Source organism: Chryseobacterium sp. UYP7, from assembly GCF_056279225.1.
The window spans coordinates 621,492-648,475 of record NZ_JBWBQW010000002.1 but is presented as its reverse complement, the minus strand read 5'-3'; the positions used below and the strand labels follow the sequence as shown (position 1 = coordinate 648,475).

Annotated in this window: 25 protein-coding genes; 15 read left to right on the top strand and 10 right to left on the bottom strand. The window is 37.4% G+C overall.

The window, feature by feature from the left end:
- Position 1: 1 nt before the first annotated feature.
- Positions 2-649, bottom strand: a complete 648-nt coding sequence (locus ACZ9HT_RS07315) for a hypothetical protein (protein WP_476039809.1) — start codon at positions 647-649, stop codon at positions 2-4.
- Positions 650-812: 163 nt separating this feature from the next.
- On the opposite strand from ACZ9HT_RS07315, the gene ACZ9HT_RS07310 reads away from it, so the two are divergent.
- The 8 genes from ACZ9HT_RS07310 (at position 813) to ACZ9HT_RS07275 (ending at position 9,309) form a co-directional block, all read left to right on the top strand.
- Complete coding sequence (locus ACZ9HT_RS07310; protein WP_476039808.1) at positions 813-1,745, top strand: DnaJ C-terminal domain-containing protein; 933 nt, start codon at positions 813-815, stop codon at positions 1,743-1,745.
- On the top strand, positions 1,742-2,032 hold the full coding sequence (locus ACZ9HT_RS07305) for a chaperone modulator CbpM (RefSeq protein ID WP_476039807.1): 291 nt from the start codon (positions 1,742-1,744) through the stop codon (positions 2,030-2,032). Before ACZ9HT_RS07310 ends, ACZ9HT_RS07305 begins: the two co-directional genes overlap by 4 nt.
- A gap of 164 nt (positions 2,033-2,196) precedes the next feature.
- Positions 2,197-4,557, top strand: a complete 2,361-nt coding sequence (locus ACZ9HT_RS07300; protein ID WP_476039806.1) for a GEVED domain-containing protein — start codon at positions 2,197-2,199, stop codon at positions 4,555-4,557.
- Between the two features lie 304 nt (positions 4,558-4,861).
- Complete coding sequence (locus ACZ9HT_RS07295; protein ID WP_476039805.1) at positions 4,862-5,233, top strand: PadR family transcriptional regulator; 372 nt, start codon at positions 4,862-4,864, stop codon at positions 5,231-5,233.
- 4 nt (positions 5,234-5,237) lie between these two features.
- On the top strand, positions 5,238-6,944 hold the full coding sequence (locus tag ACZ9HT_RS07290) for a PspC domain-containing protein (protein ID WP_476039804.1): 1,707 nt from the start codon (positions 5,238-5,240) through the stop codon (positions 6,942-6,944).
- 369 nt (positions 6,945-7,313) lie between these two features.
- Positions 7,314-7,880, top strand: coding sequence for a 1-acyl-sn-glycerol-3-phosphate acyltransferase (locus tag ACZ9HT_RS07285; protein WP_476039803.1), 567 nt, complete (start codon positions 7,314-7,316; stop codon positions 7,878-7,880).
- A gap of 33 nt (positions 7,881-7,913) precedes the next feature.
- Positions 7,914-8,330 (top strand): PaaI family thioesterase, encoded by a 417-nt coding sequence (locus ACZ9HT_RS07280; RefSeq protein ID WP_476039802.1) that lies wholly within the window; start codon positions 7,914-7,916, stop codon positions 8,328-8,330.
- A gap of 7 nt (positions 8,331-8,337) precedes the next feature.
- Entirely contained in the window at positions 8,338-9,309 is a 972-nt protein-coding gene (locus ACZ9HT_RS07275) for a chorismate-binding protein (protein ID WP_476039801.1), read from the top strand.
- Positions 9,310-9,521: 212 nt separating this feature from the next.
- Here ACZ9HT_RS07275 and ACZ9HT_RS07270 read toward each other — a convergent pair whose 3' ends face one another.
- Together ACZ9HT_RS07270 and ACZ9HT_RS07265 are read right to left on the bottom strand one after the other, a co-directional pair.
- Positions 9,522-9,899 (bottom strand): DUF1634 domain-containing protein, encoded by a 378-nt coding sequence (locus ACZ9HT_RS07270; RefSeq protein ID WP_476039800.1) that lies wholly within the window; start codon positions 9,897-9,899, stop codon positions 9,522-9,524.
- Complete coding sequence (locus tag ACZ9HT_RS07265) at positions 9,899-10,729, bottom strand: sulfite exporter TauE/SafE family protein (protein WP_476039799.1); 831 nt, start codon at positions 10,727-10,729, stop codon at positions 9,899-9,901. The genes ACZ9HT_RS07270 and ACZ9HT_RS07265 overlap by 1 nt, the downstream gene beginning before the upstream one ends.
- A 110-nt stretch (positions 10,730-10,839) precedes the next feature.
- On the opposite strand from ACZ9HT_RS07265, the gene ACZ9HT_RS07260 reads away from it, so the two are divergent.
- The 3 genes from ACZ9HT_RS07260 (at position 10,840) to ACZ9HT_RS07250 (ending at position 14,600) form a co-directional block, all read left to right on the top strand.
- Positions 10,840-11,391 (top strand): DUF1543 domain-containing protein, encoded by a 552-nt coding sequence (locus tag ACZ9HT_RS07260; RefSeq protein WP_476039798.1) that lies wholly within the window; start codon positions 10,840-10,842, stop codon positions 11,389-11,391.
- Between the two features lie 3 nt (positions 11,392-11,394).
- The gene (locus ACZ9HT_RS07255) at positions 11,395-12,507 is read left to right on the top strand and encodes a 5-(carboxyamino)imidazole ribonucleotide synthase (protein WP_476039797.1); all 1,113 of its coding nucleotides are present in this window, start codon (positions 11,395-11,397) and stop codon (positions 12,505-12,507) included.
- Between the two features lie 62 nt (positions 12,508-12,569).
- Positions 12,570-14,600, top strand: a complete 2,031-nt coding sequence (locus ACZ9HT_RS07250; RefSeq protein WP_476039796.1) for a TonB-dependent receptor — start codon at positions 12,570-12,572, stop codon at positions 14,598-14,600.
- Positions 14,601-14,766: 166 nt separating this feature from the next.
- Here the strand turns inward: ACZ9HT_RS07250 and ACZ9HT_RS07245 are convergent, their stop codons facing one another.
- Both ACZ9HT_RS07245 and ACZ9HT_RS07240 read right to left on the bottom strand, forming a co-directional pair.
- Positions 14,767-15,744, bottom strand: coding sequence for a YpdA family putative bacillithiol disulfide reductase (locus tag ACZ9HT_RS07245; protein WP_476039795.1), 978 nt, complete (start codon positions 15,742-15,744; stop codon positions 14,767-14,769).
- Between the two features lie 207 nt (positions 15,745-15,951).
- On the bottom strand, positions 15,952-16,851 hold the full coding sequence (locus tag ACZ9HT_RS07240) for a DMT family transporter (RefSeq protein WP_476039794.1): 900 nt from the start codon (positions 16,849-16,851) through the stop codon (positions 15,952-15,954).
- Between the two features lie 201 nt (positions 16,852-17,052).
- On the opposite strand from ACZ9HT_RS07240, the gene ACZ9HT_RS07235 reads away from it, so the two are divergent.
- The 3 genes from ACZ9HT_RS07235 to purE all read left to right on the top strand — a co-directional run bounded on the left by ACZ9HT_RS07235 (position 17,053) and on the right by purE (position 19,584).
- A complete protein-coding gene (locus tag ACZ9HT_RS07235; RefSeq protein ID WP_476039793.1) occupies positions 17,053-17,523 on the top strand; it encodes a CYTH domain-containing protein in 471 nt (156 codons plus the stop codon).
- A 134-nt stretch (positions 17,524-17,657) separates the two neighbouring features.
- The gene (locus ACZ9HT_RS07230) at positions 17,658-18,833 is read left to right on the top strand and encodes a BaiN/RdsA family NAD(P)/FAD-dependent oxidoreductase (protein ID WP_476039792.1); all 1,176 of its coding nucleotides are present in this window, start codon (positions 17,658-17,660) and stop codon (positions 18,831-18,833) included.
- Between the two features lie 247 nt (positions 18,834-19,080).
- Complete coding sequence (gene purE / locus ACZ9HT_RS07225; protein WP_476039791.1) at positions 19,081-19,584, top strand: 5-(carboxyamino)imidazole ribonucleotide mutase; 504 nt, start codon at positions 19,081-19,083, stop codon at positions 19,582-19,584.
- Between the two features lie 85 nt (positions 19,585-19,669).
- On the opposite strand, the gene ACZ9HT_RS07220 is transcribed toward purE, so the two are convergent.
- On the bottom strand, positions 19,670-20,872 hold the full coding sequence (locus tag ACZ9HT_RS07220) for an aminotransferase class I/II-fold pyridoxal phosphate-dependent enzyme (protein ID WP_476039790.1): 1,203 nt from the start codon (positions 20,870-20,872) through the stop codon (positions 19,670-19,672).
- Positions 20,873-21,025: 153 nt separating this feature from the next.
- On the opposite strand from ACZ9HT_RS07220, the gene ACZ9HT_RS07215 reads away from it, so the two are divergent.
- Positions 21,026-21,484 carry an Lrp/AsnC family transcriptional regulator gene (locus ACZ9HT_RS07215; protein WP_476039789.1) on the top strand — a complete coding sequence of 153 codons (459 nt, stop codon included), beginning with the start codon at positions 21,026-21,028 and terminating at the stop codon, positions 21,482-21,484.
- Positions 21,485-21,701: 217 nt separating this feature from the next.
- Here ACZ9HT_RS07215 and ACZ9HT_RS07210 read toward each other — a convergent pair whose 3' ends face one another.
- The 4 genes from ACZ9HT_RS07210 to tyrS all read right to left on the bottom strand — a co-directional run bounded on the left by ACZ9HT_RS07210 (position 21,702) and on the right by tyrS (position 26,888).
- Complete coding sequence (locus ACZ9HT_RS07210) at positions 21,702-22,952, bottom strand: alpha/beta hydrolase (protein ID WP_476039788.1); 1,251 nt, start codon at positions 22,950-22,952, stop codon at positions 21,702-21,704.
- 43 nt (positions 22,953-22,995) lie between these two features.
- A complete protein-coding gene (locus ACZ9HT_RS07205; RefSeq protein ID WP_476039787.1) occupies positions 22,996-23,634 on the bottom strand; it encodes an alpha/beta hydrolase in 639 nt (212 codons plus the stop codon).
- A 1,097-nt stretch (positions 23,635-24,731) separates the two neighbouring features.
- On the bottom strand, positions 24,732-25,484 hold the full coding sequence (locus ACZ9HT_RS07200; protein ID WP_476039786.1) for an acyl-CoA desaturase: 753 nt from the start codon (positions 25,482-25,484) through the stop codon (positions 24,732-24,734).
- Positions 25,485-25,592: 108 nt separating this feature from the next.
- Entirely contained in the window at positions 25,593-26,888 is a 1,296-nt protein-coding gene (tyrS, locus tag ACZ9HT_RS07195) for a tyrosine--tRNA ligase (protein WP_476039785.1), read from the bottom strand.
- Positions 26,889-26,984: the final 96 nt, after the last annotated feature.

The window sequence follows — 26,984 nt, the reverse complement described above, 5'->3', positions numbered from 1 at the left end:
ATTATGTAGTCCAGGAATTGTTGACGACTGCGATAAGGTAATAGTTTACCTCAAATTCATCAAAAACAAAAATCAAAGAGTTCCAGTCCATACCGCTGTAAATTTCTGTGCCGGGAAGATAATTTTCTACAATTTGTGAATTTGGATAAATTTTCTTGATGTTATTGATGGTGTTTCCTTTCTCCTTAAATTGATTTAAAGAAAATTTCGCATCTGTAAAATCTCTCTGAAAAACCCATTCTTTCAGATAATCTTTAATAGGTAAAACATATAGGTCGCCGGTTCCGTCTTTTTCGCCCCAGGTAAATTGTGTATTTTTATTCAGGTAGTCCAAAAAATCTTTGCGCGTGAAATGTTTATCTTTTTGAGGATTTAAATAAGAATACATCGCAAAACTAATTCCTTTTTTCGGATGAATGTAGGCGGCGAATTCTCTGTAGTTTTTATCTTTCAAAGTGGCGAGAATTTGGCTGTTAAGCTCTTTGAAAACTTGGTCTTTGCTTTCGACCCTAACCGGATCCGAAACAATATTCGCAGAGTCCACAGTTTTTAAACTGGAATCTTTACTGGAAGTTGTTGCTTTATCAGAACTTTCTTTCTGGCAGTGAAACAAGGTTACTAAAGCTAAAATTAAAAGGAAATTTTTCATCAGATTTTAAATTCAGTAGTTGTATTAAAGGTGTTTTTTGAACTTTGAACCAGATAAAAATAGCGTTTTTATTCAGATTTAAAGAAAGGAGATTTAATATTTAACATAACTTTAAAACAGAATCTTTAATTGTTTTGTTAAATTTGAATAAATCATTTTTTTTATGGCCTATATCGATTATTATAAATCTCTGGGAATTGATAAGAAATCTACTCCCGATCAAATAAAAAAAGCTTACCGAAAGCTGGCTCGTAAATATCATCCAGATGTGAATCCGGGTGATAAAGAATCCGAAAAAAAATTCAAGGAGATCAACGAAGCCAACGAAGTTTTAAGTCATCCGGAAAATCGCGAGAAGTACGATAAATATGGAGAAAACTGGAAACACGGTGAACAGTATGAAAAAGCGCAACAGCAGCAACAACGGCAATACCAAGGTCAACAGGGCGGCGGTTACGGAGGTTTCGGTGGTGCAGATTTCGGCGAAGGTGCAGATTTTTCGGACTTTTTTCAGAGTATGTTTGGCGGCGGAGGCGGAAATTCCGGATTTGGACAAAGTTCCAGAGGCAGTGCTTCGGGGAAATTTAAAGGTCAGGATGTTTCGGCAGAACTCAACCTTCACTTAAGAGAAGCTGCAAAAACGCATCAGCAAACTTTTGATATCAATGGGAAAAAAGTAAGAATTACAATTCCTGCCGGTGTTTCCGATGGGCAGAAAATTAAATTAAAAGGCCACGGAAATCCAGGAGTGAATGGCGGACCAAGCGGCGATTTGTTTATCACTTTCAATATTAAAGAAGATGCTCATTTTAAAAGAAATGGAGACAATTTGACTTCTGAGGTAGAAATTGATTTTTACACGGCTGTTTTAGGCGGCGAAGTTCCGATTAAGACGTTAGACGGAACGGTGAATTTAAAAGTAAAACCCGAAACCGAGAGCGGAACTAAAGTTCGGCTGAAAGGAAAAGGTTTTCCTGTTTACAAAAAAGAAGGTGAATTTGGGGATCTTTTTGTGACCTATCTTATTAAAATTCCTACCAACATAACCGAGAAAGAGAAAGAATTATTTCAACAATTAAAAGATCTAAGAACATGAGTGAAAGAATATCCCGCGAAGAACTCGTAAAAATTTATAATATTGAAATCACTTTTTTCGATTCTTTAGAAGAATCTGGATTACTGAAAACCGAACAGGACAATGAGGTGAAATATCTGCTTTATGACGAACTGCCGGCTTTCGAACGGTTCGCAACCTGGCATTACGATCTGGAGGTGAATTTGCCCGGTATGGAGATTATTCATCACCTGCTGCAAAAGATGGAAATCCTGAGAGAAGAGAATAGAAAATTATCCCGATTTTCGACTCTTGACCATAATTTGTAAATGAAGGTTACAAAATTCCTTGAAAACACCTTTGCTGCTGATTTTCAATGCTATTCGGTTTGTAAAATTGAGAAATAAAATTTGATTTTATGATTAATTTTTATTAAATTATGCATCTCCTCTTATAGAAATTTATTAGTTTTGCGCCTTTAACAAAAAATATTATGAAGAATTTTATACTTGCTTGTTTACTGGTATTTGGAATAAATGCAAAGGCCCAGTATTCTTATAACGGCAATTTTGAAGACCCAAATTACTCCGCCGTAATTTACAAACAATTCGGTGGTGGTTCCCGAACAACCTCTGCAGCGTGTACCGGAGCGAATGGTGGACAACTAATGATCAGCGATGCGATTCCGCAGACTGGTTTTATGGTCGACCTGAATACGATTTCTCAAAGTGGTAACGGACAACAGATCGATGTAAGTGTAAGCTACAAAAAATCATCTGCGCTTACGGGTTATCTTAGTCTGGCGTATTTTGAGTTTGATACTGAAACCAGTTTATGGTCAGTTTTTCCTTTTGGAACGGAACTCGATTTAGCAGCAGACGCCATTACAACCTGTTCTTCTTTAACGGGAAACATTCCTAACGGAATTCTGCAGCCTGGCAAAATATATGGAATTGGAGTTTGGTTTGAAAAAAGCGGAACCAATAACGGATCTATTTCTGTAGATGACATCATTATAAATCAGGATGCGAGTGTAGTTAATCCTCCATCTTGTACAACGATCATTAGTCCTGTCGCCGGAACTACAGTTTCTGCCGGAAATCTTAAAGTTTCGTGGAATGATGAACCTACTGCGGTCAATTTTAAATTAAAAGTAGGAACTACTGCAGGATCGTCAAATGTGATCAATACTACTATTGTAGGTACGAGTACCGATATTGCTTTAGCGCCAAATACAACATACTATTTACAGATAATACCAAGCAACTTAAACGGAGACGCTTCAGGATGCACAGCGATTTCTTTCACGACTAATAATACCATTAATTATTGTGGTCCTATTAACTCTACTGCACCTAATGCCACTTACCCAATTTCATCTGTAAATTTAGGTGGGATTACTAAAACATCATCGGCTGTGGTTGGTTCGCCGGCTTACGAAGATTTTACGGGTACAGTAATTACTTTAAATCAAGGTTTAACATATCCTTTAAAGGTTACCGGAAAAGGAGCTGGAACCAACAGATTTGGCATGACTGTTTTTATCGACTGGAATAACGATGGTGATTTTAATGATGCTAATGAAAGATACTTTACAACAGAACCTTTTGTTCAGGGAGCAGCTGCTACCAATAATTTAACAGGCTCACTTAAAGTTCCGGAAAATACTGCTGTTGGAAATAAGAGAATGAGGATCAAGTATAATTTCAATAGCTCGACAACTACTTTGGTTGATGCTCTAGCAGATCCTTGCTCAGATGTCGGCAACGGACAGGTTGAAGATTATACCCTTTCCATCACCGCTCCAACTGTAGTTCCTGTATGTACTACATTTACTAACCCCGTAAATAATGCGACCAATGTTCCTGCAAATGCAAATTTTACCTGGCCAGCGGTAACAAACGCATCCGGATATAAATTATATGTCGGAACTTCTGCCGGTGTTTATGATATTTTAAATGGCACGACTGTAAGTACAAATTTTTACCAGTCGATTCTGCCCGTAAACACGAAATTATATGCGAAGGTTGTACCTTATAATTTAGCGGGTTCTGCAACAGGTTGTACAGAAATTACCTTCACGACCGGGGATTTAGTGTATTGTGGGCCTTTAACTTATGGTGCAGTAGAGCCAATAACGAATGTCACATTTGCAGGGATCAATAATACCACCTCCGCAACGATAGATGGAACACCTTCTCACGAATATTTCTTAGATAAAGTAGGAACCGTTTTAACGGGAGCTGATTATCCTGTTTCCTTAAATGCTAATACAGATGGCGGCACATTCCGACATTTCTTTGCAGTGTTTATCGACTGGAATCAAGATGGTGATTTTAATGATGCAGGTGAAAAATATTTCACCACGCCAGAAAATTTCATTTTTGTTTTAGGATCAGACGGTTTTGGAACTCCGGCTACAGGAACGGTTTCAGTTCCGGACGATGCAAAACTGGGACAAACCAGAATGAGAGTAAAATCTTCTTTCTATGGAGCAAATGGTCCTCAATTTAATCCTGATCTTGCATTTTTCGCAAATGCTTGCAGTACAGAAGAGTCGGATTATGGGCAGATCGAAGATTATACCTTGAACGTAAACAGCGCTACTGCTGGAACATCTGGAGTTACGAAAGATGCGATCAGCATTTATCCGAATCCTTTTCATGATGTGTTGAAAATATCAAGTATTGAAGGAGTTCAATCAATCTCCATCAGCGATGTTTCCGGGCGCCTGGTTAAAACTATGAAAGCAACTGCAGAACTTAACCTTTCAAATTTAAATACCGGCCTTTACATCGTGACACTTCACATGAAAGATGGTACTGTTAAATCCATCAAAGCAATTAAAAAGTAATATTTTCATAATATTTATAATTAAATATAGATCCGTCTCAGTAATGAGGCGGATTTTTTTTGAAAATTTTTATCGAAAGCACTTCGTTCAAAACACCTTTTAATACTCGTTTTTTTTGAATTTGAGATCAATGACAATGACTTATCTTAAAAAATATTATAAATATTTACTACTTTGTATTGCATAATACTAAATTTATTTTATATCTTTGCATAGTAAGATTGAGAAGGAGTAATGAATCGATGATTATCAATTTCTCAAAAACATACTTTAGTAATTAAACTAATTAATAACCCAAATAATAATGAACACAGAAAACACCAAAGCGCAGATGCGAAAAGGAATTCTGGAATTCTGTATTTTGAGTTTGATCGAACAGCGCGAAATGTATGTTTCCGATTTGATCGATGAACTTAAAAAAGGAAAACTGGATGTGGTGGAAGGGACTCTTTATCCGCTTCTCACAAGATTAAAAAACGGCGAATTCCTTTCTTACCGATGGGAAGAATCTACAGGAGGACCGCCAAGAAAATATTACCAGATTACAGACAAAGGCAATTTATTTCTTGCAGAACTTCGTAATACCTGGAATGAGTTAACAGACTCTGTAAATCAAATAACTAAAAACAATAACCCGACGAACGCACCTGAAAGCTCGTTCCAACCAAATCCTTAATACCATGAACAAGACACTCTCAATAGGACTTGCCGGTTTCTCATTCACTATCGAGGAACACGCATATATTAAACTTAGTGATTATCTTGCTGCACTCCGTAGCTCTTTAGATGCCAATGAGGCAGAAGAAGTAATGCACGATATCGAGATCAGAATGGTCGAGATCTTCAAAGATTCTTTAGGGAAACGTGAAGTGATCAATGATATTGATGTTGAAAGAGTGATCTCTCAGATCGGGAGACCAGAACAGATCGAGGAACAGGAAGAAGCCTACTTCTCCGAAAAACCTGCAAAAAAAGAACAGCGTACTTCTGCAAATTACAGCGGTGCAAAACAATTGTTCCGTGATCCGGAAAAACAAAAAATTGCCGGTGTTTGTGCAGGTTTAGCACATTATGTTGGGATGGATGTAAGTGCGATGCGCGCCATTTGGTTAGGAATTGCGATTTTAGGAATATTTACTGCCGCGATCTCTACCACTTTGATCGGTTTGATCTACGTAATTCTGTGGGCGGTTTTACCTAAAGCAGAAACGGCTACCGATTTTTTGAAAATGCAGGGAAAGCCTATGAATTTCGATAACCTGAAAAATGAATCCAACAAATTAGTTCAGTTTGCCAATGAATCTACGCAAAGAGTTGGAGAAATTTATACAGAAAACAAACCCTATATTAACAATGCCGGAAGCGGAGTTTGGAATGTGATCAAATATTTCGTCGGTGGAATTTTAGCCTTAATGGCAGTCAGCAGCATTATTGGGGTATTTGTACTCTTCGGAATGTTTGGTGTAGATTCTAACTTTCCGGGTGCAAACGAAATGAAATTCTATTTTGATGATGATGGATTATACAAAGTGTTATCTGCAATCATTATTATTGGATCATTAATTCCGGCCATTCTTTTCAGCTTACTAAGCATCAAAATCTTTTCTCCAAAGACCAAATTACGAAATATCGGCTGGGTGATCGGCGCTTTATTTGTCACTTTAATGGCACTTGGTGTTTTCTTTGGCTTAAGTATGGCGAAAAAAGAAGCTTTCTTAAAAGGAGATAAAGAAGATACTCAAAATGTTGAGATCAACACAACTTCCGACAGTTTATATGTCGATATGAAACAGGTAACGATTCCACAGAACTTTACTGCGTACGACGACGATATGTTCTCAGACAAGAAAATGGTTTACGAAGAAGATTATCCATCAGTTGATGTGACCAGAAAATCAGATATTACAACACCTTATTTGATCATTAAAAAAGAAGGTAAAGGTTATAATATTCCGGTTCAGCTCGAGATTCCTGTAGAAATTCAGGGGAATAGGATCTTGCTTCCAAATTTTATGAAATATCCTTACGATCAGCGTTTCCGTGATTACCGTGTAAATTATGAACTGGTAGTTCCAAAACAGACCAAAATTTTCAAAGTGAGAGATAATGTTCTTCAGCTGGAAGGTGATTTAAATGGCGATGGTACGGTTGAAAATGATGATGACGATTATGGGAACGGATCTGATAAAGTGTCAATGAACATTGGTAAAAATTCTATTGTTGCCTATTCTGGAAACAAAGATTCCATTATCGTAAATGGTAAAAAAGTATCCAAAGAAGTTGGTAATAAAATGATCGACTCGATGAATGTTGATTTCAAAGATCTCAAAAACGTTGATATTTCCATTAAAAACGGCAAAAAAGAAATTTCCATCAAAACCAAGTAATGAGAGTGGACGAGCAAAAGATCAGTAATTCCAAAATTAATTTTCCATCTTTGGAAGAGTTGGAGTGAGGGTCTTTTCGCTTGTTCATCATCCTAAAACTTTAAAGAAAATTTAACATTAGCGATTCTTTTCTGATTAAAAAATAGAGTAATTTCGTTGTGTTAAAGAATACCTTAATCATTTAACAATTAAAAAATAAAATCATGGTACAGTTCGTATTCGAAATCGCAATGAAAATCATGGATTTCATCAGCAGCTTAATCTAGACAAAAATAATTTCAATATATTTGTAAAGTATAACCAAGTCTTTTGGTTGTACTTTTTTGTTTAAGGTCAGTCGAAAAATTTCTTCATCCTCACCATTTTAATATGAAAAAAATTATAGCAAATTTAATCCTGAAAATAATCGGCTGGAAAGTCGTATTAGAAGGCGATGTCGATAATCTTGACCGTTGCATCCTGGTTGTAGCGCCACATACCTCCAACGAAGAATATATTTTGGGAAATCTTGCCTTTTGGTCTTTAGAAAAACCGTTGAAGGTTATTATTAAAGATGAACATACAAAAGCCTGGTACGGATTTATTGTAAAAGCTTTGGGTGGAATTGGCATCGACCGTTCCCAAAAAAATGATCTCGTAAAGTTTGTAGTTGATGAATTTGCGAAAGACAGTTTCAGTCTCGTAATTACGCCCGAAGGAACCAGAAGTCGCGTTGCAAAATGGCGCAAAGGTTTTTATCACATGGCATTGGCTGCCAAAGTTCCGATTGTGGTTTCCGCCGGAGATTTCAAAAATAAACAGATTCATCTTGCCTACAAAATTTCTGTGGAGGATCTGGAAACGCGAACGTTCGAAGATATCATGGCAGAAATGGAGGAGTATTACAAAAAGATCACGCCAAAATATCCTGAAAAATGGAATCCGAAAATTTATTAGCATATAAATCAATCTTAATCTTACCAGAAAATAATGGAGAATAAAGAACAAATTTTAGAAAAACTAAATACCTGGGGCGCCGAAACTTTAGGAAAAACATTAGATATTATTTTTACAGATGTTACCGATGACTCGCTTACGGCAACGATGCCTGTTACGTCAAAAGTTCACCAACCTTACGGCATTATGCATGGTGGTGCAAGCTGTGTTTTGGCCGAGACTTTAGGATCAACGCTTTCCGTTTTAAATGTGGACACCGAAAAGTTTGCACCCGTTGGAACCAATATTAACTCCAATCATCTTAGAAGTAAAAAAAGCGGACTCGTAACCGGAACCGCCAGATTTATTCGGAAAGGCAGAACCATGCACGTTTCCGAAATAGAAATTCGCGATGAAAAAGGGGAACTCATCAATCATACCACAATGACGAATAATATTATTCCGAGATAAATCCAAAATGCTGTATTTCAGATTTCCCTTTTCAGAAAATATTTGTTCTACTGATGATGCTTCAGCGCAAAATCCAGTCTCATTTTTTTCTTTTGATAAATCCGAGATCTTAGATTTTAAGGGCAATATCAATGAAATTTCAAAGGAGGAATTTTTGAAACATGAAATTTTCACCGATTCGCTATCTTCCAGTTTGATGGAATTCCGCACTGAAAATCAAATTCAGTATGAAAAAAAGCTGACAGAAGTTATTGATTTTGTAAAAAAACATCGGCTTTCAAAATTGGTTATTTCCAGACGGAAATTACTTAATTACAACGGTTCAGAAGTCAGCTTATCTCAGACTTTTTTAAATCTCTGCGAATCTTACCCAAACGCCTTTGTTTACGTTTTTATTAAAAATGGCAAATGTTGGATGGGCGCTTTTTCTGAAGTGCTGGGAAAATTCCATAAAAAAACATCGCAATTCGAGACCATGAGTCTGGCCGGAACCATTCCTGTGGGTGAAGACTGGACTTCCAAAGAAATTGAAGAGCAAAAGCCGGTGACCGATTTTATTAAGAATATCTTAGAAAAGTATTCGGATGAAATCGATCAGTCCAAAACTTATGATCATCTTTCCGGCAACATCAAACATCTAAGAACAGACTTCAAGATTCAAATTGATAGGGAAAAGGTAGAAAATTTGATATCAGAACTTCATCCAACTCCTGCAGTTTGTGGAATTCCGAAAGATTTTTGTAGAACTGCAATAGACCGTTTTGAAACTCATCCACGCAAATTTTACGCCGGATATATTCGCGTAGAAACGGAAAATGATATTCAGTATTTCGTAAATCTGCGTTGTGCAGAATTTTTCTTAAATGCCGCCCTAATTTATGTTGGAGGAGGAGTTACCGCAGACAGTTCTCCCGCAAAAGAATGGAATGAAACCGAATTAAAAGCCGACGCCATCTTAAAAAACATTTCTTTTAAGTAAATCTTTCAATAAAAGGAATCAACTCATGTGCACTTTTAAAGCAAAAATAACTCATGTGACTCATGTGTGAAAAAAAGACCACGTATGATAAATTAGGCAGGAAATTTCATTGTGGAATTAAGAATACAACTTTTTGCATACTTACCTCAGACTTCAAAACGTATAAGAACCTTTTACTGTTCCGAAAATTTGAGATTGTGGATTATTAGAATTTAATGCGCAAATCCCATCAGAAAACTTACCAGCATAATGCCCAGAACGATCGAAGAAACGATCACGTAAGTATAATCTTTCTCTTTAATATAACCGACCAACGCAAAAATTAGGCGTACCAAAGGCGTAAGGATCAGCAGTAAAATCCCAAGTTGAATGATCGCCATTCCTTCTAATTTCATTAAAGAGTTAAAAAAGGTTTGCCAGATCGTACCTTCCGGAATCTCCAGCGAGGCGTAATCTTTTGGCATTTCAAAACCTTCAAAATACAATTTAACGAATCCAATAAAAGATGTCACCACCGACAAAATAACGCCCAACCGAAGGAGATTTCCTACGGAACGGTTCAAATCCAGATCTGTAAAATGTCTTTTCATTATTTAAAATTATGGTTAAGTCCGTTGTACATCATATAAATCGAAAGTATAGAAACCACGACGCCGAAAACTACTTTTAGTTTTTTAGTCTGAGAAACCATTAGTGTCTTGGAACCGATAAAACTTCCCAAAACCACTCCAATTAAAACCGGAGCAACGATCACCGGAATAATTTCGCCACGCTGAAAGTAGATCAATGAACTCGCAACCGCAGTTACACCGATCATAAAATTACTCGTTGTGGTAGAAACTTTAAAAGGAAGCTTCATTAGATTATCCATGGCTAAAACTTTCAAAGCGCCAGATCCGATTCCCAAAAGTCCCGACATCACTCCTGCGAACGACATCATAAAAAATCCGGAGAAAGTATTTCGTGCAGAGTAAGCTTTCATCACGCCTTTATCGGGGAAAGTTCCGTAAAGCTGAAGTCGGTGTTCTAAACTGCCTTCTATTAATTCTTCCTGATGGTCCGGTTTTTTTCTTAAATTTAAAATAACGGTAAGGATCAGAATACTTGCGAAAATAATTCCGATCGTATTGGGATTAAGTAGTCCGGAAATTAGCGCACCAACGATGGCGCCGGTGGTCGTGGCAATTTCTAAAAACATTCCGATCCGCACATTCGTAAACCCTTCTTTCACAAAAGCTGCAGCAGCACCGGAAGAGGTACCGATCACCGATATCAAAGAAGCTCCGATCGCATAATGCATTGGAACGCCAAAGCCGAGGGTGAGTAAAGGAATAATGACTACGCCGCCTCCCAATCCGGTTAAAGATCCGAGTAATCCGGCAGAAACAGCTCCGAAGAACAGAATTAATATTTCCGACATTTTACAAATTTAAGAATTTTGAACAATTCACAAAAATTCTTCAGATAAAAAAAGCAAACATTTAAATTTTATAGAATTTATTTAAACCGTATTTTTGTTTCTTTTAAGAAATGAAATTATTTTACGTAATTCTTGGCGCAACTCCAGCTGGTAGAAATATTGAGCAACACGATGTGTTTTTCGGCATCGCAGAATCTTTGAAAGATCTGGTGCCGGATATGAAACGTTTTTGGCCCGAAGCGAAAGGCAAAATCCACATCGACTGTTATAAAGAAGTCCGGTTTGTAGATGGTTACGAAATTAAAATCACGCTCAAAAATATGGCCATTTCCGAAGACCATCTTTTCTTTATTAATCTTGGCGGTTATGAAAGAGGGAAGTTCGAGGAGCTTCACGAACAGTTTTTAATGGTAGATAAATCCTTGGCGAAGATCATCAGAAGAGTCAAAAAAACCGACTTTTACAGAAAGATGGGGTTTCCGGATGCGGTGAGTCATATTGATGATAAACTGGGTGTTGATATTGATGATGTTTTTAAAGTAAATGATATTTTGCCTTTGAATATGAAGGAGAAATATTCTGTCACTTTAGAAATAACGAAAAAAGAAGATCAAGATAATTTTAGCCATATCGGTTATTTAGCAATCAGCAAATTAAAATAAAAAATGAAAATCGGAATTTTAGGTGGCGGACAACTCGGAAGAATGTTAATTCAGGAAGCATTAAAATATGATGACGAATTTTTCGTTCTCGATCCCAACAAAGACTGCTCTTGCGCGAATATTTCTTATTTTACAGAAGGAAATTTCAACGATAAGCAAGCGGTAATTGATTTTGGAAAAGACAAAGACGTAGTTTCCATAGAAATTGAGCATGTAAATGTCGAAGGTTTAGAAGCGCTCGAAAAGCAAGGTGTTAAAGTAATTCCGAATTCTAATATCATTAAAATTATTCAGCAGAAAATTTTGCAGAAGCAGTTTTATGATGAGTTTCAAATTCCGACGCCGGAGTTTCAAATTATTTTGTCCAAAGAAGAGGAGATCATTATGGATTTCCCGTTTGTGCAGAAATTAAATACAGGCGGTTATGATGGAAAAGGCGTTCAGATCATCCGCGATGAAAATGATTTCAATAATTTATGGGATGAACCTTCTGTGCTGGAAACTCTTGTAGACATTGATAAAGAACTGTCTTTAATCATTGCTAAAAATGAGCGTGGCGAAATTAGATCTTTTCCCGTAACAGAAATGGTTGCAGATCCGAAATTGAATTTGCTCGATTTTAATATTTGTCCGGCTCAGATTTCAGCCGACGTTCAAGATCAAATTGATCATATCGCGGAACAGTTTATGAATGCTGCCAATTCTGAAGGTTTATTTGCCATCGAATTATTTCTGGATAAAAACGGAAAAGTTTGGGTGAATGAAACAGCGCCGCGATTGCATAATTCCGGCCATCAATCCCAGGAAGGAAATGCAAATTCCCAGTTCGAACAGTTTTACCGCGTCTTAAAAAATCTACCACTCGCGAATACAGAAAGTTTAGGCTTTTCCGGAATGTTGAATTTGGTCGGCGAAGAAAATTATAGCGGAAAAGTAAAATATGAAGGTTTAGAAGATGTCTTAAATTTACCAAATACCTACGTTCACCTCTACGGAAAAACGGAAACAAAACCCGGACGAAAAATGGGACATATTAATGTTTTAGCGAATTCGCGGGAGGAACTTTTAGATCAGTTGATTCAGATCAAATCTTTGGTTAAAGTGATTTCCGAATAATGTTTTAAGATAAATTTTTTTATTAATTACTTCATTCTATCCAACAAGCTGAGTTTCTTTTGATGAGAAAATTTTACGTTTTAATTTTATTTAATGTTTCATTTTTAATTTCTGCGCAGGAAAAAGATTCTGCCACGCTGATCTCAGAAGTAAAAATTGACGCTTATAAAAAACCATCTCAGTTAATTACGTCGACGAAATCTGCATCAGTGATCTCAGAAAATCTGCTCAGTCTCAATACGGCGGAAAGAATGCTGGAATCCATCAATCAAAATCCCGGCAGCCGAATGGAAGAGCGTTCCCCCGGAAGTTATCGGATCTCGGTACGCGGAAGTTCTTTGCGGTCGCCTTTTGGCGTCAGAAATGTAAAAGTGTATCTGGATGATTTTATTTTGTCAGATGCGTCTGGCAATACTTATTTCAATCTGATTTCTCCCGAATTAATTAACCGAATCGAGATTTACAAAGGTCCGGAAAGTGGCGATTTTGGCGCAGTTACTGGAGGAACGCTACTTTTAAAAACAAGAACCTCAGAAAACTTATCTGCAAATATTTCAATTGGAAGCTATGGAACTTTTAATCAAAGCGTCGATTTTTCAAAACAGGTAGGAAAACATTTTGTTCAGATTTTCGAGAATTATTATCAGTCCGATTCTTATCGGCAACAGTCTGCGGTTCAGCGAAAACAGGTTTTTTTGAAAGATCAATTTCACTATTCAAAAAATGCGGAATTGAAAGCCATTGTTTTGCTTTCCGATCTGGCTTATGAAACGCCGGGCGGACTGACTTTGGCACAAATGGAAAATGAAAGGAAGCAATCTCGATTGCCGACAAAAACCCTTCCTGGCGCGCTGGAACAAGATGCCGGAATCCGAAATAAAATGATCTTGGCGGGCCTTTCTCATGATTTTAAGATCAGTCCAGATTTTTCTCATTTTGTTTTAGTTCAGGGTTCATACGTGGATTTTGAAAACCCTTTTATCACCAATTTCGAAAATCGTTTCGAAAGTAATTTTGCCCTGCGAACACATTTAAATTACCAGAAAAATTGGGAAAAGATCGCTTTGGAGTTGAGAGCCGGTTTTGAAGGAGCAGTCAATAATATAGATATCCGGAATTTTGATAATAGTAAAGGAGTAGAAGGTAAGCAGCAGAATTTCGACCGGCTTAAAAACACTTCCGGATTCTATTTTCTTTCTCAGAAACTTAATTTTAATGAAAAGCTTTTTACCGATATTTCTCTCAGTTTAAATTCAAATTCCTATGAATGGAAAAGGATCTTTCCAACGCTGGAAGACGGAAATGTAAAATTTAAAGATCAGCTTCTTCCTAATTTTGGCTTGACTTATTTGATCGGCAAAGGTTTTTCTGTGCGGGGAAAAATTGGCAAGGGAAATTCCGCTCCCACAAATGAAGAGATCCGTTCCTCGACGCAGGAATTTAATGTTGATCTTGTTCCGGAATATGGCTGGAATAAAGAAGTCGGTGTTAGAAAACAATTTGGAAATATTATTTTTTTGGAAGCGAGTTATTTTGATTTCAGAATGAAAGATGCCATTGTGAGAAGGCAAAACGAGAGTGGACAAGAATTTTTTGTGAATCAGGGAAATACGGTACAAAAAGGTTTGGAAGTTCTTTTAGAATCTAAAAGCTTCAATTTGAAAGATAATTTTTTCAGTCGCTTTAAATTTAGATTTTCCGGAAGTTTTTATGATTTTAAATTTCAAAATTATCGTCAGGATGAGAATGATTTTTCTGGAAATGAGTTGACAGGTGTTCCGGCAACCACAATTAATAGTTTGTTGAATTTTGTTTTCCTACAAAAATTGTCGGTAGATTATTCTCATTTTTATACTTCAAAAATGCCTTTAAATGATGCTAATTCCGTGTTTTCTAAGGAAAGTTTGATCGGAAATATTCAATTTAGATATCCTTTTTATTTCGACAAAGCAAAAATGAGTTTACAATTTCAAATCCAGAATCTCTATAATACGGATTATGTTTTGGGATATGATATTAATGCTTTTGGAAACCGCTTTTATAATCCTGCAGCTCGACGGAATTATAGTCTTGGAGTGAAGGTGGAGTTTTAATTTTTAACCCACAAACTTGTCTGCCGACAGGCAGGAGTTACAAAGGTTTAAGTTTTTCAAAAGACCAAAAAAGCTTCTAGGAATTTCTTAACTAGTAATTTCCGCAGGAAAGCTTAATGCTCTTAATTTCTTCCTCAAGCTTAACGGTGAATTTTTAGCTAAAGATTTAATTTTGAATTGTCGAAGTTGAAAGAATGTTTTTTATAATTATTTCAGCATGAATTCTGGAGGTTTCGATGAACCAGAGGTGCGTGTCTTTTCCGCCACAAACCACTCCCGCTAAATAGAGATCTGGGATATTGGTTTCCATGGTTTGAGGATCGTAGAAAGGGTTCAGGCATTCTCCCTGCAGATCGATCCCGATCTTTTCCAGAAAATTAAAGTCCGGAAGATAACCGGTCATCGCTAAAACAAAATCGTTTTCGATTTCTTGAATTTGGCCATTTTCATCTTTAAAAATGACGGAGTTTTCCCTGATTTCTACGAGTTCAGAATTAAAATGCGCCGTGATGTTTCCTTCAGCAATTCTGTTTTCGATATCAGGTTTTACCCAATATTTTACACTTTTTGATATTTCGGAATGGCGAATGATCATGGTGACTTCCGCACCTTTGCGATACGTTTCTAAAGCAGCATCAACCGCGGAATTGCTGGAACCCACGACGACTATCTTTTGCTGTGCGTAGGGATAAGGTTCGGTGTAGTAATGTTTTACCTTGGGTAAAGTTTCCCCCGGAATATTCATCATATTTGGGATGTCATAAAATCCTGTGGATACAATAACGTTTTTTGCCCAATATTTTGATTTGGTCGTGGTGATCTCAAAAACGCCGTCGGTTTTGGTGACGTTTAAAACTTTTTCATAAAGATTAATGTTAAGTTTTCTCTGCCTTGCAATTCCCTGATAATATTCTAAAGCTTCCTGTCGGCCAGGTTTCGGGGCAGTTGATATAAAAGGGATCTCCGCAATTTCCAGCTTTTCCGCAGTAGAGAAAAAACGCATGTATAAAGGATAATTGTAAAGTGAATTCACAATGGTTCCTTTTTCTACGATCAAATAAGTGAGGTTATTTTTACTGGCTTCGAGCGCACAGTTAAGTCCGATGGGTCCGGCGCCGATGATGAGAATATCTAGAATTTGCATGGTACAAAGGTACAATGTAAAACGTGATCCTTAAAATTAGCAATGTATTTTTCTATCTATTGGCAAAAGTGATGAATTTTGTTTTGAAGGAAATTGTGGCAAAGAAAACGAAGTCGCGCCCCAGCTTGAACGGATCCCGATTCTAAATCGTGAGGAAGTAATCTCGTCCGTAAGACGAGAGGATCAAGGCGCCCAAATAATAGAGATTCACGTTCTTTTAAACATTCCGGGTTTGTAATTGGTAATGAAGACGCCACAGATGATAAGGACTGTTGCCGTGATAAATACGGCGGAAACCTCTTCATTAAGGATAAGCCAGCCGAGGAATATGGCAATAATAGTATTGACGTAGGAAAGCACGGAAATCTGAGTTGGTGTAATTTTTTTCAAAGCGTAATGAAAGGCAAAAAAAGCGATCACGGAACCAAAGATGGCTAAGTAAACCGTCGCTAAAATGCTTGTTGCGGACCACGCAGAAACATTAATATGATCGGAGAACATAAATCCAAACAAAACCTGAACGATGCCCGCAAAACTGAACTGATAAAAGAGATTTAAAGAAATGTTTTGAGGCTGATGATTCATTTTCTTGGTGAAAACACTTCCTAGAGCCCAACCTACAATTGCAATGAACATAAAGATGACGCCCATTCGATATTCCTGATTGAGAAGGTCATCTAACCCGTCTTTAAAAATCAAAACGATGCCGGAAAATCCCAGGATGATTCCCACCAGACCTCGGTAGCTGAATTTTTGTAAGTTTAAAAATATACTAAGAATGAAGACCAAAAGTGGAGATGCGGCGCTGATCAGGGAGGCGAGGCTGCTGGAAAGATGTTCCTCTGCAACGGTCGTCATGCCATTTGCGACGATGAGCATTAGGCAAGCGAGGATCAGTTGGTTCCCATAATTTTTCCAGCCGATCCATTTTAAATTTCTGGAAAATAAAAGAACGACCAGTAAAACGATTCCTGCTAAAAACTGACGGATTCCCGCAACAAACCAAGGCGGAATCGTTTCTACAGCGATACGGATCCCAAGAAAAGTGGTGCCCCAAACCAAAGCGACGGTGATAATTGCGAGAGCTAATTTGGGATCTTTGAACATGAAAATTGCGGAATTTTAATTGAGAAAAAGCACAGCAATACTCAATTATTTTGAACTTGCTTTAACGTGCGCAAAGGTAGAATTTATGAACTCCAATGCCAATTGAAATTGAGGATTATTTTAAAAATTCAGCGCGCAGATATTCAAACTTAATCCATTACATTTTGTAATTTACCAGTGAATATTGAGAGCAACTAAATTATGGGCGTAGAAATAGAAAGAAAGTTTTTGGTCAACAAAAATAAATGGGAAGCTGCTGAAAAACCTAGTGGAGAATTTTACAGACAAGGTTATCTTTTAACCGATCCCACGAAAACCATTCGTGTTCGACAAACTTCTGATAAAGGATTTTTAACGATCAAAGGGCTTTCGGTCGGAGCAACGAGACCGGAATATGAATATGAAATTCCGTTTCAGGAAGCCAAAGAATTGCTGGATCATTTTTCGGTGGCGGAACTTTCGAAGATCAGATTTATAATTTCCGTGGATCAACATATCTGGGAAATTGATGAGTTTTTGGATAAGAATGAAGGTTTGCTGATTGCTGAGATCGAGTTAAGCAGTGAAGATGAAAAATTTACTATTCCCGACTGGATCGATAGAGAAGTGACGGGAGAAGAGAAATATTATAATTCAAATCTTACCATTTTACCTTTTAAAAACTGGGACTAAAAAACCGAGAATTTGCAAATGTCTCGCAACAATTTAGTCTGAGAAAATTCGTGCATTCCTGGTCAAAAATTTTTTACAAATCATAGGTCTTTTCGCCAAATCTTAATTCAATCAGGAAAACTAAATCCGTACTTTTGCACCACATGAGCGAAGATCAAATTATCATTATTGGCGCAGGTCCTGCCGGATTAATGGCAGCGCAAACTTTAGCCGAAAAAGGGTTTAAAGTTCATGTTTATGAACAAAACAAGGCTGCGGCAAGAAAATTTCTGGTTGCCGGAAACGGTGGATTTAATCTGACGCACAGTGAGGAACTTGACGCTTTTCTAAAGAAATATGAAAAGCCGGAAATTCAGGAAATTGTTCGAAATTTTGATAATCAAAAAGTGATTCAGTGGCTTTCCGATCTGGGCATAACGACTTATGTGGGAAGTTCGGGCAAGATATTTCCGACCAAAAACTTTAAACCGATCCAGGTTTTAAAAGCCTGGTTAGACCGGTTGGAAGATCTCGGAGTAACTATTCATTACGGTTACACTTTTCTTGATTTTGATGATTCTACAGTTTATCTTAAAAATAAGGAGGAAGATATTTCCATTCAGTATTCAAAATTAATATTGGCAATGGGCGGCGGTTCCTGGAAAAAAACGGGTTCCGATGCGAAATGGGTTAAAATGGTTTCTCGGAAGAATATTAAAATAACACCTTTGGAATCTGGCAATTCCGGTTACAATACAGATCCTAAGTTTCATTGTTTGCAAGGTCAATACCTGAAAAATATTAAAATCTCGTTTCAGGATAATTTTAAAGTGGGTGAAATCGTTTTCACCAAATATGGCCTCGAAGGAAGTCCAGTTTATTATTTGAACAGATTTACGAGAAAACATGATTTTCCAGTTACACTTCATATCGATTTAAAACCGAATCTTTCCGAAGTTGAAATTTTAGAAGAATTAAAAGGTTCTGAAAAAATAAGTTCCGTTTTAAAAAGGAAATTAAAATTATCGACAACGGCTTTGAATCTGCTTAAAACTTTAGATAAAGAAAGTTTTACAAATGTTGAAATTCTCTCCAATTTGATCAAAACCTTTCCGGTTGCGGTTCTTAGTTTTCGTCCGATCGATGAGGTTATTTCTACTGCCGGCGGCGTGGCTTTTTCTGAATTGAACTCCAGTCTGGAATTGAATAATTTTCCAAATGTATTTTGTACAGGCGAAATGATCGATTGGGAAGCGCCAACGGGAGGTTACCTTTTGCAGGCCTGTTTCAGCACAGGATTTTGGGTCGGAAATTCGATTGCAAATTATTAGTAAACTCACACGGATTTCACAGATTAGCACAAATCTTTTTTGTCTGAATTGCAGTGTAATTTTAAAAAAGCACTTTTATGGCGTTTATATTCTGTGGCTCCTTGCTGAGTGAAACGCCTGTGCTTTCATTATGTTATGAAGCACTTTTCCCTAAACTTTGCGGCATTGCGTGTAAAGGAAAAGATACAAACCTTTCTCCTCAATTCTTAAATTTTCTTAACTTTATACCTTAAAATTGAAACTAAAAATGGTCGGAATAATAATGGGAAGTCAGAGCGATCTGAAAATTATGGAACAGGCAGCAGAATTTTTAAAATCTCTGGAAATTCCTTACGAATTAACCGTGATTTCCGCACACCGCACGCCGGAAAGAATGTTCGATTATGCAAAATCTGCAAAAGATCGAGGTCTGAAAGTGATCATTGCAGGCGCAGGTGGCGCCGCTCATCTTCCGGGAATGGTGGCGAGTTGTACCACTTTGCCCGTGATTGGAGTTCCAATTTTGTCCTCCAATTCTATTGATGGTTGGGATTCTGTCCTTTCAATTCTACAAATGCCCTCCGGAATTCCAGTGGCGACCGTTGCCTTAAATGGTGCGATGAATGCCGGTATTCTAGCGGCGAAAATTCTGGGAACTTTCGATAATAAGATTTCTGAACGATTAGAACATTATCAAAACGGACTGAAAGATAAAGTTTTGGGAACGGTTTCAGCGATTAAGGAACTTCATCCAAATAAATTTGATCAGTAGATTCCTTCGGATATAAAAACAAAAAAGACTTCAATACGAAGTCTTTTTTGCTATCAATTATCATCTAAAATACTTAAAAAAAATTCTATAAAACACCAACCTGCTGCATGCACCATTTCATTTTTTCGTAAGTTCTTTTAATATCGTGATCCAGGCCAACCGACATTCTGATCAAACCCGGCGACAGTCCCATTTCTTTTTGTTCTTCTTCCGGAATTTCTGAAGAGGTTGAACTCCCGGGCGCTGAAAATAAAGTCTTGTAAAATCCTAGACTTACCGCAAGATAACCAAGATTTTCCTGTTGCATCAATTCCATTAATTCGTTCGCTTTTTCCACCGTTTTTACATCTAAAGTCATCAAACCACCGAAACCGTATTCTGAGTTCATCATGCTTTTAAAAAGGTCGTGCTGCTTATGGCTTTTTAGTCCCGGATACTTTACGGTGAGCCCGTCGTTTTCAAACTGTTCGGCTAAATATTGCGCATTTTCGCTGTGTTTCTTCATTCTGATATGAAGCGTTCGTAAGTTTTTGAGGATGCTTGCTGCCCGGAAACTGTCTAAAGTTGGACCCAGCAACATACAGGCGCCGGAATTCACATCTTTTAAATCGTTAATAAATTCAGAACTTGCACAAACCACGCCGGCAACAGCATCGCTGCTTCCGTTAATGAATTTCGTTAAACTGTGGATCGTAATATCGGTTCCTAAAGTTTGAGGAGAAATTGAAAGCGGAGAAAACGTATTATCAACGATCAATTTGAGGTTATGTTTTTTGGCGATCTTGGCCAACTCTGCTAAGTCCGCAATTTCTAGTAAAGGATTGCTTACCGTTTCGCAAAACAGGACTTTCGTATTCTCGGTTATAGCATTTTCTACGATGGACAGATCTGTAATATCAACAAACGAAGTTTTTATATTAAAGCCCGGTAGAAAATTTTTCATGAAGGCGTAGGTTCCACCATAGATCGTGCGGCTCGAAATAATATGATCTCCACTTTTGCAGAGTTGGAGCAGGGTAGACGTAATTGCACCCATTCCGGACGCGGTTACATTGGCACTTTCTGTACCTTCCATTTGGGCTAAAGCTTCTCCCAAATAAAGATTGCTTGGCGAGGAATGTCGCGAATATAAATAGCAGCCTTCGGTATTTCCTTCGAAGGTATCGAACATTGTTTTGGCGGACAGAAAAGTGTAGGTCGAACTGTCGGAAATTGAAGGATTCACGCCTCCAAATTCACCGAAATATTGCAGATCCTGAATATTATTTGCTGCATTAAATTTTTCCATAATCGTAAGTTTTATTTTCTTAAAAGTCCTTATTTTCCAACTAAAAAACAAGGTAAATTAAGTAAAGTAGAAAATAAATTGGATATTATTTTAATTCTTAGATTTAAAATTTATATTTGATGAATAATAAGTTCCTTCACCGAAAATATTTCATTGATGTTAGATGCAAAAGACAAAAAATTACTGCTGCTGTTGCAAAATGATTCTAAGAAAACCACCAAACAACTCGCTCACGACTTAGACTTGTCGGTAACTGCGGTTTTTGAACGCATCAAAAAATTAGAAAAGCAACACATCATCGCTCGATATGTCGCACTCGTTGACAAATCAAAACTGAATAAAAACTTCATCGTTTTGTGTCACGTAAAACTTATTCAGCACAAAAAGGAATATATCGCGCAATTTGAAAAAGAGATCACGCAGTTTACCGAAGTTTTGGAATGTTTTCATGTTTCCGGTGATTCAGATTATATTCTGAAGATCTGCGTGCGTGATATTGAGGAATACCGCGAATTTATGGTGAGCAAACTCACGAATCTGGAACATATCGCAAGTACGCAAAGTTCATTTATGATCAAAGAAGTAAAAAATTCTACGGTAATCGAACCGTAATAATTTTGGATTTAAACCACTACTAAATTTTTGCTTTACGGATCCGAAAAAATAAAAAACGAAGCTGATCATCAACTTCGTTTACTAATTTTTGATTGTTCAAAAATTTATTTTGTCATGAACCGAACAGATTAAAGATTGGTCTGTAAAATTTAGTTTTCGGTTTGCAAATGAATTCGAAAGGGATTCAAGCCGTTTCTCCATTGTAAATTTTCAATTAATTTCCGGAAAGATCGTAAATGTTCGCCTGACAATTTATCACCAAACCATTATTGCAAATTTGATTTTTTTTAAACCAACAGTTATTTTTTTTTGAAGTCTCGGCGGTTTTTAATGGCGTGGTTTGAAAAAGCCATTTGTAAGCCGCACTAAATTCTCCTTTCCAATAGTTTTCATTGTGTTGACCGTAAGAATCAATTTTTACCTTGGTATTTGCGGGTGTTAAACCTTTGGTTTGCAAATTATTGTTCACCATTTCTATTTCATTTACGATCGTAGAACTTTCTCCGGATCCTGCGACGAAATAAATCCGCATTGCCGATAAATCTGCCGTAGAAGTCGTGATGTAATTATTGAACTGCGTGTTTACGATCCAGTACGCCGGACTGAATGATCCTATTTTGGAAAATGTTCCGCTGTATTTTATCCCACCATAAGTAGAGATCAAAGCACCCAAAGAACTTCCAATTAAAGCATTGAATTCTTTTCCCGGTTTGGTCCGGTAATTAGCATCGACGTAATGTTTCAAAGTTTTCGCCATAAACTGCATATAAAGATCACCTTCGCCGCCGCCGTATTGCGGGTTGTTCCAGGGTGTGTATTCATTAATTCTTTCGGCGCCACCATTATCGACTCCAATTACGATCGCACCGTAATCTCCTTGTGCGAAAAGACTGTTAAGGGTTTCATCAATCTGCCATTCCCCCGAAAATGAAGTCGTATTGTCGAATAAGTTTTGACCGTCCTGCATATAAATTACAGGATAGTTTTTGGTGCTGGTTTCGTAATCCGGTGGTAAATAGATCCAGATTTTTCGGGTACGATTTAATTGCGGTATTGCGAAAGAATTGCTTAAAATATGAACATTAGAGGAAGCTGTACTTGGATTTCCACTTCCACGCAGATCTTTCCAGGACAGGATATTTAGATTTAAAAGTTGTGCGCTTCCGGTAAATTTCACACTTCGGTTTGGGAGGTCATTTCCGTTTGCATCTGCTTCGACCGAAGTCCAGGCGCCACGCGTAAATTTATATTGCAAAACGCCACTTCCTTCGGGAACGGTTAAAGTATAGTTCCCCATTCCATCTGCAACCATTGGCGTCGAAGCTGCATTCCAGTTATTAAAATTTCCCGCAACATATGTAACAGATCCAGCCGGAGTATTTGCTGGAATTGCTACTTTCAACGTGATTTGTGCCGCGATTTTTACAGAAAGCAGCACCAAAAAAAGTAGAAATTTTTTCAACATATTAAAAGCTAATGAACTGAAAATTTTACAGGTTCAAAAGAATTTATTTTTTAAAAAACTCCATCAGATCCATGTAATTTTTCTGATTAACGCCATGTCCGCTCATGTATTCCCGGAAACTGAAATAGCAACTCAGGTCGTACAATAATTCAGCACCTTTTTTACCCCAATCCAGGGGAATCACAGCATCGTCGATCCCGTGCGAAATGAAGAAACGCAATCGCTCCAGTTTCTTTTTCTCTTTTACAATATTTTCTAAAAGTTTTTCTTCCGGATAACAGCTGAGGCAAGCGATCTTCGAAAAAAGTTCCGGATGATTCAGCGCCAGTGCATAAGTTAAAATTCCGCCTTGCGAAAATCCGGCTAAATGCGTTTCATTATCCGTCAATCCGTAATGGTTAGACACTTTCATAATGTTTTCCAGAATTTGCTCCAGTGATTCTTTTGCCTGTTCAACATCGATTCGATTCTCGACATTCATTAAGTCGATATCATACCACGAAAAACCTTCGTAAGGCGTACTTCTTGGTGCGCGAAAGCTTACGATAAGCCAGTCTTCCGGCAAAGTCTGCTGAAAGCTGAAAAGATCCTCTTCATTGCTGCCATAACCGTGCAGTAAAATTAAAAGTGGAGTTTTTGAGGTAATATTTTGGGGTTCTCGAACGAGATATTTTAAATCCATAGCACAAATATATTCTATTTTTTCAGGAGCAACAAGAGTCAGTGTTCTCCGTAAACTCCTCCGGCTGTCCGCACTCGCTTCCCGAAACTCCGGGAGAGCTCAAACAAATGCTCCCATCCGGGCTAGAATAAAGATTTGTTTTATTTCTATAGGAATATAAACAGCAGTAAGTCATATTTTAAAAGAGTTGTCATTCTGACGAAGCAAGAATTTCATTCCACATAATTCACCAAACCTTCAGTATCAATATCAATCAAAAAACTACCGCAAAATTCCCTTTTTAATTAAATCGAAAAATTGTCATTCTGACGAAGGAAGAATCTCAAAATCATCTACTTTTCCTTGCTCATTACTTCAGAAGTACAGGAACCAAAATTTCAAAACGTAATTCTAGAAGTTAAAAACTTCCACCCTTTGCTAAGTGAAAGGCCTTTGCGCCTTATTGTACAGCAAGTAATCAAAGAATCCTTGCGTCTTTGCGTCAAAAAAATCTTTCATCTTCGTATAAAGTAAACAATCCATAAATCATTTTGCGGTTTCCCTTTCATTCTCGTCAATTATTCAACCAAAAGACCTTCAATTTAAAACGTTCACCCTTTGCTAAGTAAAACGCCTTTGCGCCCTATTGTACAGCAAGTAATCAAAGAATCCATGTGTCTTTGCGTTAAAAAAATCTTTCATCTTCTTATAAAGTAAACAATCCATATATCATTTTCCTTTTCCTGCTCTTCAAATATTTCAACCAAAAGAACTTCAATTTAAAACTTTCACCCTTTGCTAAGTGAAACGCCTTTGCGCCCTATTATACAACAAGTAATCAAAAAATCCTTGCGTCTTTGCGTTAAAAAAAATCTTACATCTCCATATAAAATAAACAAATCATATATCATTTTTCCCCTACATTCTATCTTCAAATATTTCAACCAAAATAACTTCAATTTAGAACTTCCACCCTTTGCTAAGTGAAACGCCTTTGCGCCCTCTTGTACAAAAAGTAATCAAAAAATCCTTGCGTCTTTGCGTTAAAAAAGCACTCCAAAATTCTAAAAAACCATAAAAAAACCGCCTCATCAATGATTGATAAGACGGTTTGTATTCTAATGCTCTCTTCTCACAACTTCAACTGGATTCAATCTGATCAATTTCATCTTGTCCAGTAAAATCATGATCTGATAAGTAACATCCATTTCGTGCCATCTTACGCCTCCAAAATTCGCTCTGCCGCCATGTTTGTGGTGATTATTGTGATAAGCCTCACCCATCATTAACCAGTCGAATTTTAATAAATTTTTAGAAGTATCGGAAACTTTAAAATTGGTATAACCGTAAATGTGTGCAAACCAGTTGATGATAACGCCGTGAATTGGTGCCATCATGTAAGCAACTGGAAGCAAAAGCCATTGCCACCAAGCGGTTGCAAAAAAGTAGAAAAACGCCGTGTAAGCAATCGCCCAACCGAGTCTGGATCCCCAGGAACTTGCGAACTTGTCGAAACCTTCCCATTGTGGAACATTCTTCGTAAACTTTTCTTCGATAATTGCCTTTTGGCTATTGATGTCTGCGTAAATTTTCTTCGTGCGCCACATCATCGAAAATAAGTTGTCGTCGTATTTTGGGGAATGCGGATCTTTTTCAGTGTCTGCAAAAGCATGGTGCATTCTGTGCATAACGCCGTATCCGTAAGCGGAAAGATAATTGGAACCTTGCGTAACCCAAGTTAAAACGAAACATAATTTCTCCCCGAATTTTGACATTTTAAAACTTTGGTGCGCTGCGTAACGGTGCAAGAAAAATGTCTGAAAAAACAGTCCCGAATACCAAAGGACTATGATAAAAATAATGATTGTCATTGATGTAATTATTTGGTGTAAAGATATACGAAATCCCTCTGAAATTAGATTGATTGTGAAAATTTAACGCGGTTTTACATACTAATTTATATCATGTCAACAGTGTTTTTAGACCGCTTTAACGATGAAATAATTTTTCTTTCCTTTTTGTAAAAGAAGAAATTGACCGTCGATGAGGTCTTTTTCAGCCACTTCGAAAGTTTCGCTCACCTTTTCTTTGTTGATCGAGATCGCATTTCCTGCCAGTTCCCGTTTAGCTTCACCTTTTGATTTAAGGAAACCGGATTTCTCTGAAATTAAATCGATCACATTGCTTCCCAGAACTTCCGATTTTGAAATCTCTTTTTGAGGAACGCCGTCGAAAACTTCTAAGAAAGTCGCTTCATCTAAATTCACCAGATCTTCAGCGGTTGAACGTCCGAATAAGATCTCTGAAGCTTTTACGGCTTTTTCAAATTCTTCCTGATTGTGAACCCAAACCGTCACCTCTTCAGCCAGTTTTTTCTGGAGTTTTCTTTCGTGTGGAGCAGTTTTGTGATCTTCAATTAAAGATTCTATTTCCTCTTTACTTAAAAAGGTGTAGAATTTAATAAATCTTTCCGCATCAACATCGGTTGCGTTCACCCAAAACTGGTAGAATTTATAAGGCGAAGTTCTTTTCGCGTCGAGCCAGTAATTTTCTCCAGCTTCTGATTTTCCAAATTTAGAACCATCTGCTTTAGTGATCAAAGGAACCGTTAAAGCAAAAGCTTCGCCCTGAACTTTTCTTCTTATCAACTCTGTTCCGGTGGTAATATTTCCCCATTGATCCGAACCGCCCATTTGCAGCTTCGTATTTTTGGCTTTGTATAAATGCAGAAAATCGTGGCCTTGCAACAATTGGTAAGAAAATTCAGTAAAACTCATTCCTTCCGCGCCGCCTTCTCCGGTAAGTCTTTTCTTTACAGAATCTTTCGCCATCATATAATTAACGGTGATGTTTTTACCCACTTCGCGAATGAATTCAAGGAAAGAAAATTCTTTCATCCAGTCGTAATTATTCACGAGTTCTGCGCTATTTGCCTCAGTTCCGTCGAATTTTAAAAATTTCGAAAGCTGGCCTTTTAGGCAGGAAACGTAATGATTCAAAGTTTCTTCATCCAAAGCGTTTCGCTCGCTGGATTTCCCGGATGGATCACCGATCATTCCGGTTGCACCACCAACCAAAGCAATTGGTTTATGACCGTGTTGCTGAAAATGTGCTAATATTTTGATCTGAATTAAACTCCCGATATGCAATGAATCCGCGGTTGGATCGAAGCCAATATACGCGGTGGTGATTTCTTTATTCAGTTGTTCTTCGGTTCCGGGCATCATGTCGGCAAACAAGCCGCGCCATTTCAGTTCTTCAATAAAAGCGTTCATTTTCTTGCAATTTTTTCAGGTGCAAAGATAGGATTTTTGACGGGAAATTTTGGAGTGAAAAACAGGGGATTTGAGGAGTTTTTGTGAATGATAATG

What these genes read in the sequence shown, in the direction of transcription:
- purE (WP_476039791.1), top strand. Translation starts at nt 19,081, where the DNA reads ATGGTCGGAATAATAATGGGAAGTCAGAGCGATCTGAAAATTATGGAA.
- ACZ9HT_RS07250 (WP_476039796.1), top strand. Translation starts at nt 12,570, where the DNA reads ATGAGAAAATTTTACGTTTTAATTTTATTTAATGTTTCATTTTTAATT.
- ACZ9HT_RS07245 (WP_476039795.1), bottom strand. Translation starts at nt 15,744, where the DNA reads ATGCAAATTCTAGATATTCTCATCATCGGCGCCGGACCCATCGGACTT.
- ACZ9HT_RS07265 (WP_476039799.1), bottom strand. Translation starts at nt 10,729, where the DNA reads ATGTCGGAAATATTAATTCTGTTCTTCGGAGCTGTTTCTGCCGGATTA.
- ACZ9HT_RS07280 (WP_476039802.1), top strand. Translation starts at nt 7,914, where the DNA reads ATGGAGAATAAAGAACAAATTTTAGAAAAACTAAATACCTGGGGCGCC.
- ACZ9HT_RS07310 (WP_476039808.1), top strand. Translation starts at nt 813, where the DNA reads ATGGCCTATATCGATTATTATAAATCTCTGGGAATTGATAAGAAATCT.
- ACZ9HT_RS07305 (WP_476039807.1), top strand. Translation starts at nt 1,742, where the DNA reads ATGAGTGAAAGAATATCCCGCGAAGAACTCGTAAAAATTTATAATATT.
- ACZ9HT_RS07300 (WP_476039806.1), top strand. Translation starts at nt 2,197, where the DNA reads ATGAAGAATTTTATACTTGCTTGTTTACTGGTATTTGGAATAAATGCA.
- ACZ9HT_RS07260 (WP_476039798.1), top strand. Translation starts at nt 10,840, where the DNA reads ATGAAATTATTTTACGTAATTCTTGGCGCAACTCCAGCTGGTAGAAAT.
- ACZ9HT_RS07240 (WP_476039794.1), bottom strand. Translation starts at nt 16,851, where the DNA reads ATGTTCAAAGATCCCAAATTAGCTCTCGCAATTATCACCGTCGCTTTG.
- tyrS (WP_476039785.1), bottom strand. Translation starts at nt 26,888, where the DNA reads ATGAACGCTTTTATTGAAGAACTGAAATGGCGCGGCTTGTTTGCCGAC.
- ACZ9HT_RS07275 (WP_476039801.1), top strand. Translation starts at nt 8,338, where the DNA reads ATGCTGTATTTCAGATTTCCCTTTTCAGAAAATATTTGTTCTACTGAT.
- ACZ9HT_RS07220 (WP_476039790.1), bottom strand. Translation starts at nt 20,872, where the DNA reads ATGGAAAAATTTAATGCAGCAAATAATATTCAGGATCTGCAATATTTC.
- ACZ9HT_RS07205 (WP_476039787.1), bottom strand. Translation starts at nt 23,634, where the DNA reads ATGGATTTAAAATATCTCGTTCGAGAACCCCAAAATATTACCTCAAAA.
- ACZ9HT_RS07295 (WP_476039805.1), top strand. Translation starts at nt 4,862, where the DNA reads ATGAACACAGAAAACACCAAAGCGCAGATGCGAAAAGGAATTCTGGAA.
- ACZ9HT_RS07315 (WP_476039809.1), bottom strand. Translation starts at nt 649, where the DNA reads ATGAAAAATTTCCTTTTAATTTTAGCTTTAGTAACCTTGTTTCACTGC.
- ACZ9HT_RS07285 (WP_476039803.1), top strand. Translation starts at nt 7,314, where the DNA reads ATGAAAAAAATTATAGCAAATTTAATCCTGAAAATAATCGGCTGGAAA.
- ACZ9HT_RS07290 (WP_476039804.1), top strand. Translation starts at nt 5,238, where the DNA reads ATGAACAAGACACTCTCAATAGGACTTGCCGGTTTCTCATTCACTATC.
- ACZ9HT_RS07235 (WP_476039793.1), top strand. Translation starts at nt 17,053, where the DNA reads ATGGGCGTAGAAATAGAAAGAAAGTTTTTGGTCAACAAAAATAAATGG.
- ACZ9HT_RS07200 (WP_476039786.1), bottom strand. Translation starts at nt 25,484, where the DNA reads ATGACAATCATTATTTTTATCATAGTCCTTTGGTATTCGGGACTGTTT.
- ACZ9HT_RS07210 (WP_476039788.1), bottom strand. Translation starts at nt 22,952, where the DNA reads ATGTTGAAAAAATTTCTACTTTTTTTGGTGCTGCTTTCTGTAAAAATC.
- ACZ9HT_RS07255 (WP_476039797.1), top strand. Translation starts at nt 11,395, where the DNA reads ATGAAAATCGGAATTTTAGGTGGCGGACAACTCGGAAGAATGTTAATT.
- ACZ9HT_RS07270 (WP_476039800.1), bottom strand. Translation starts at nt 9,899, where the DNA reads ATGAAAAGACATTTTACAGATCTGGATTTGAACCGTTCCGTAGGAAAT.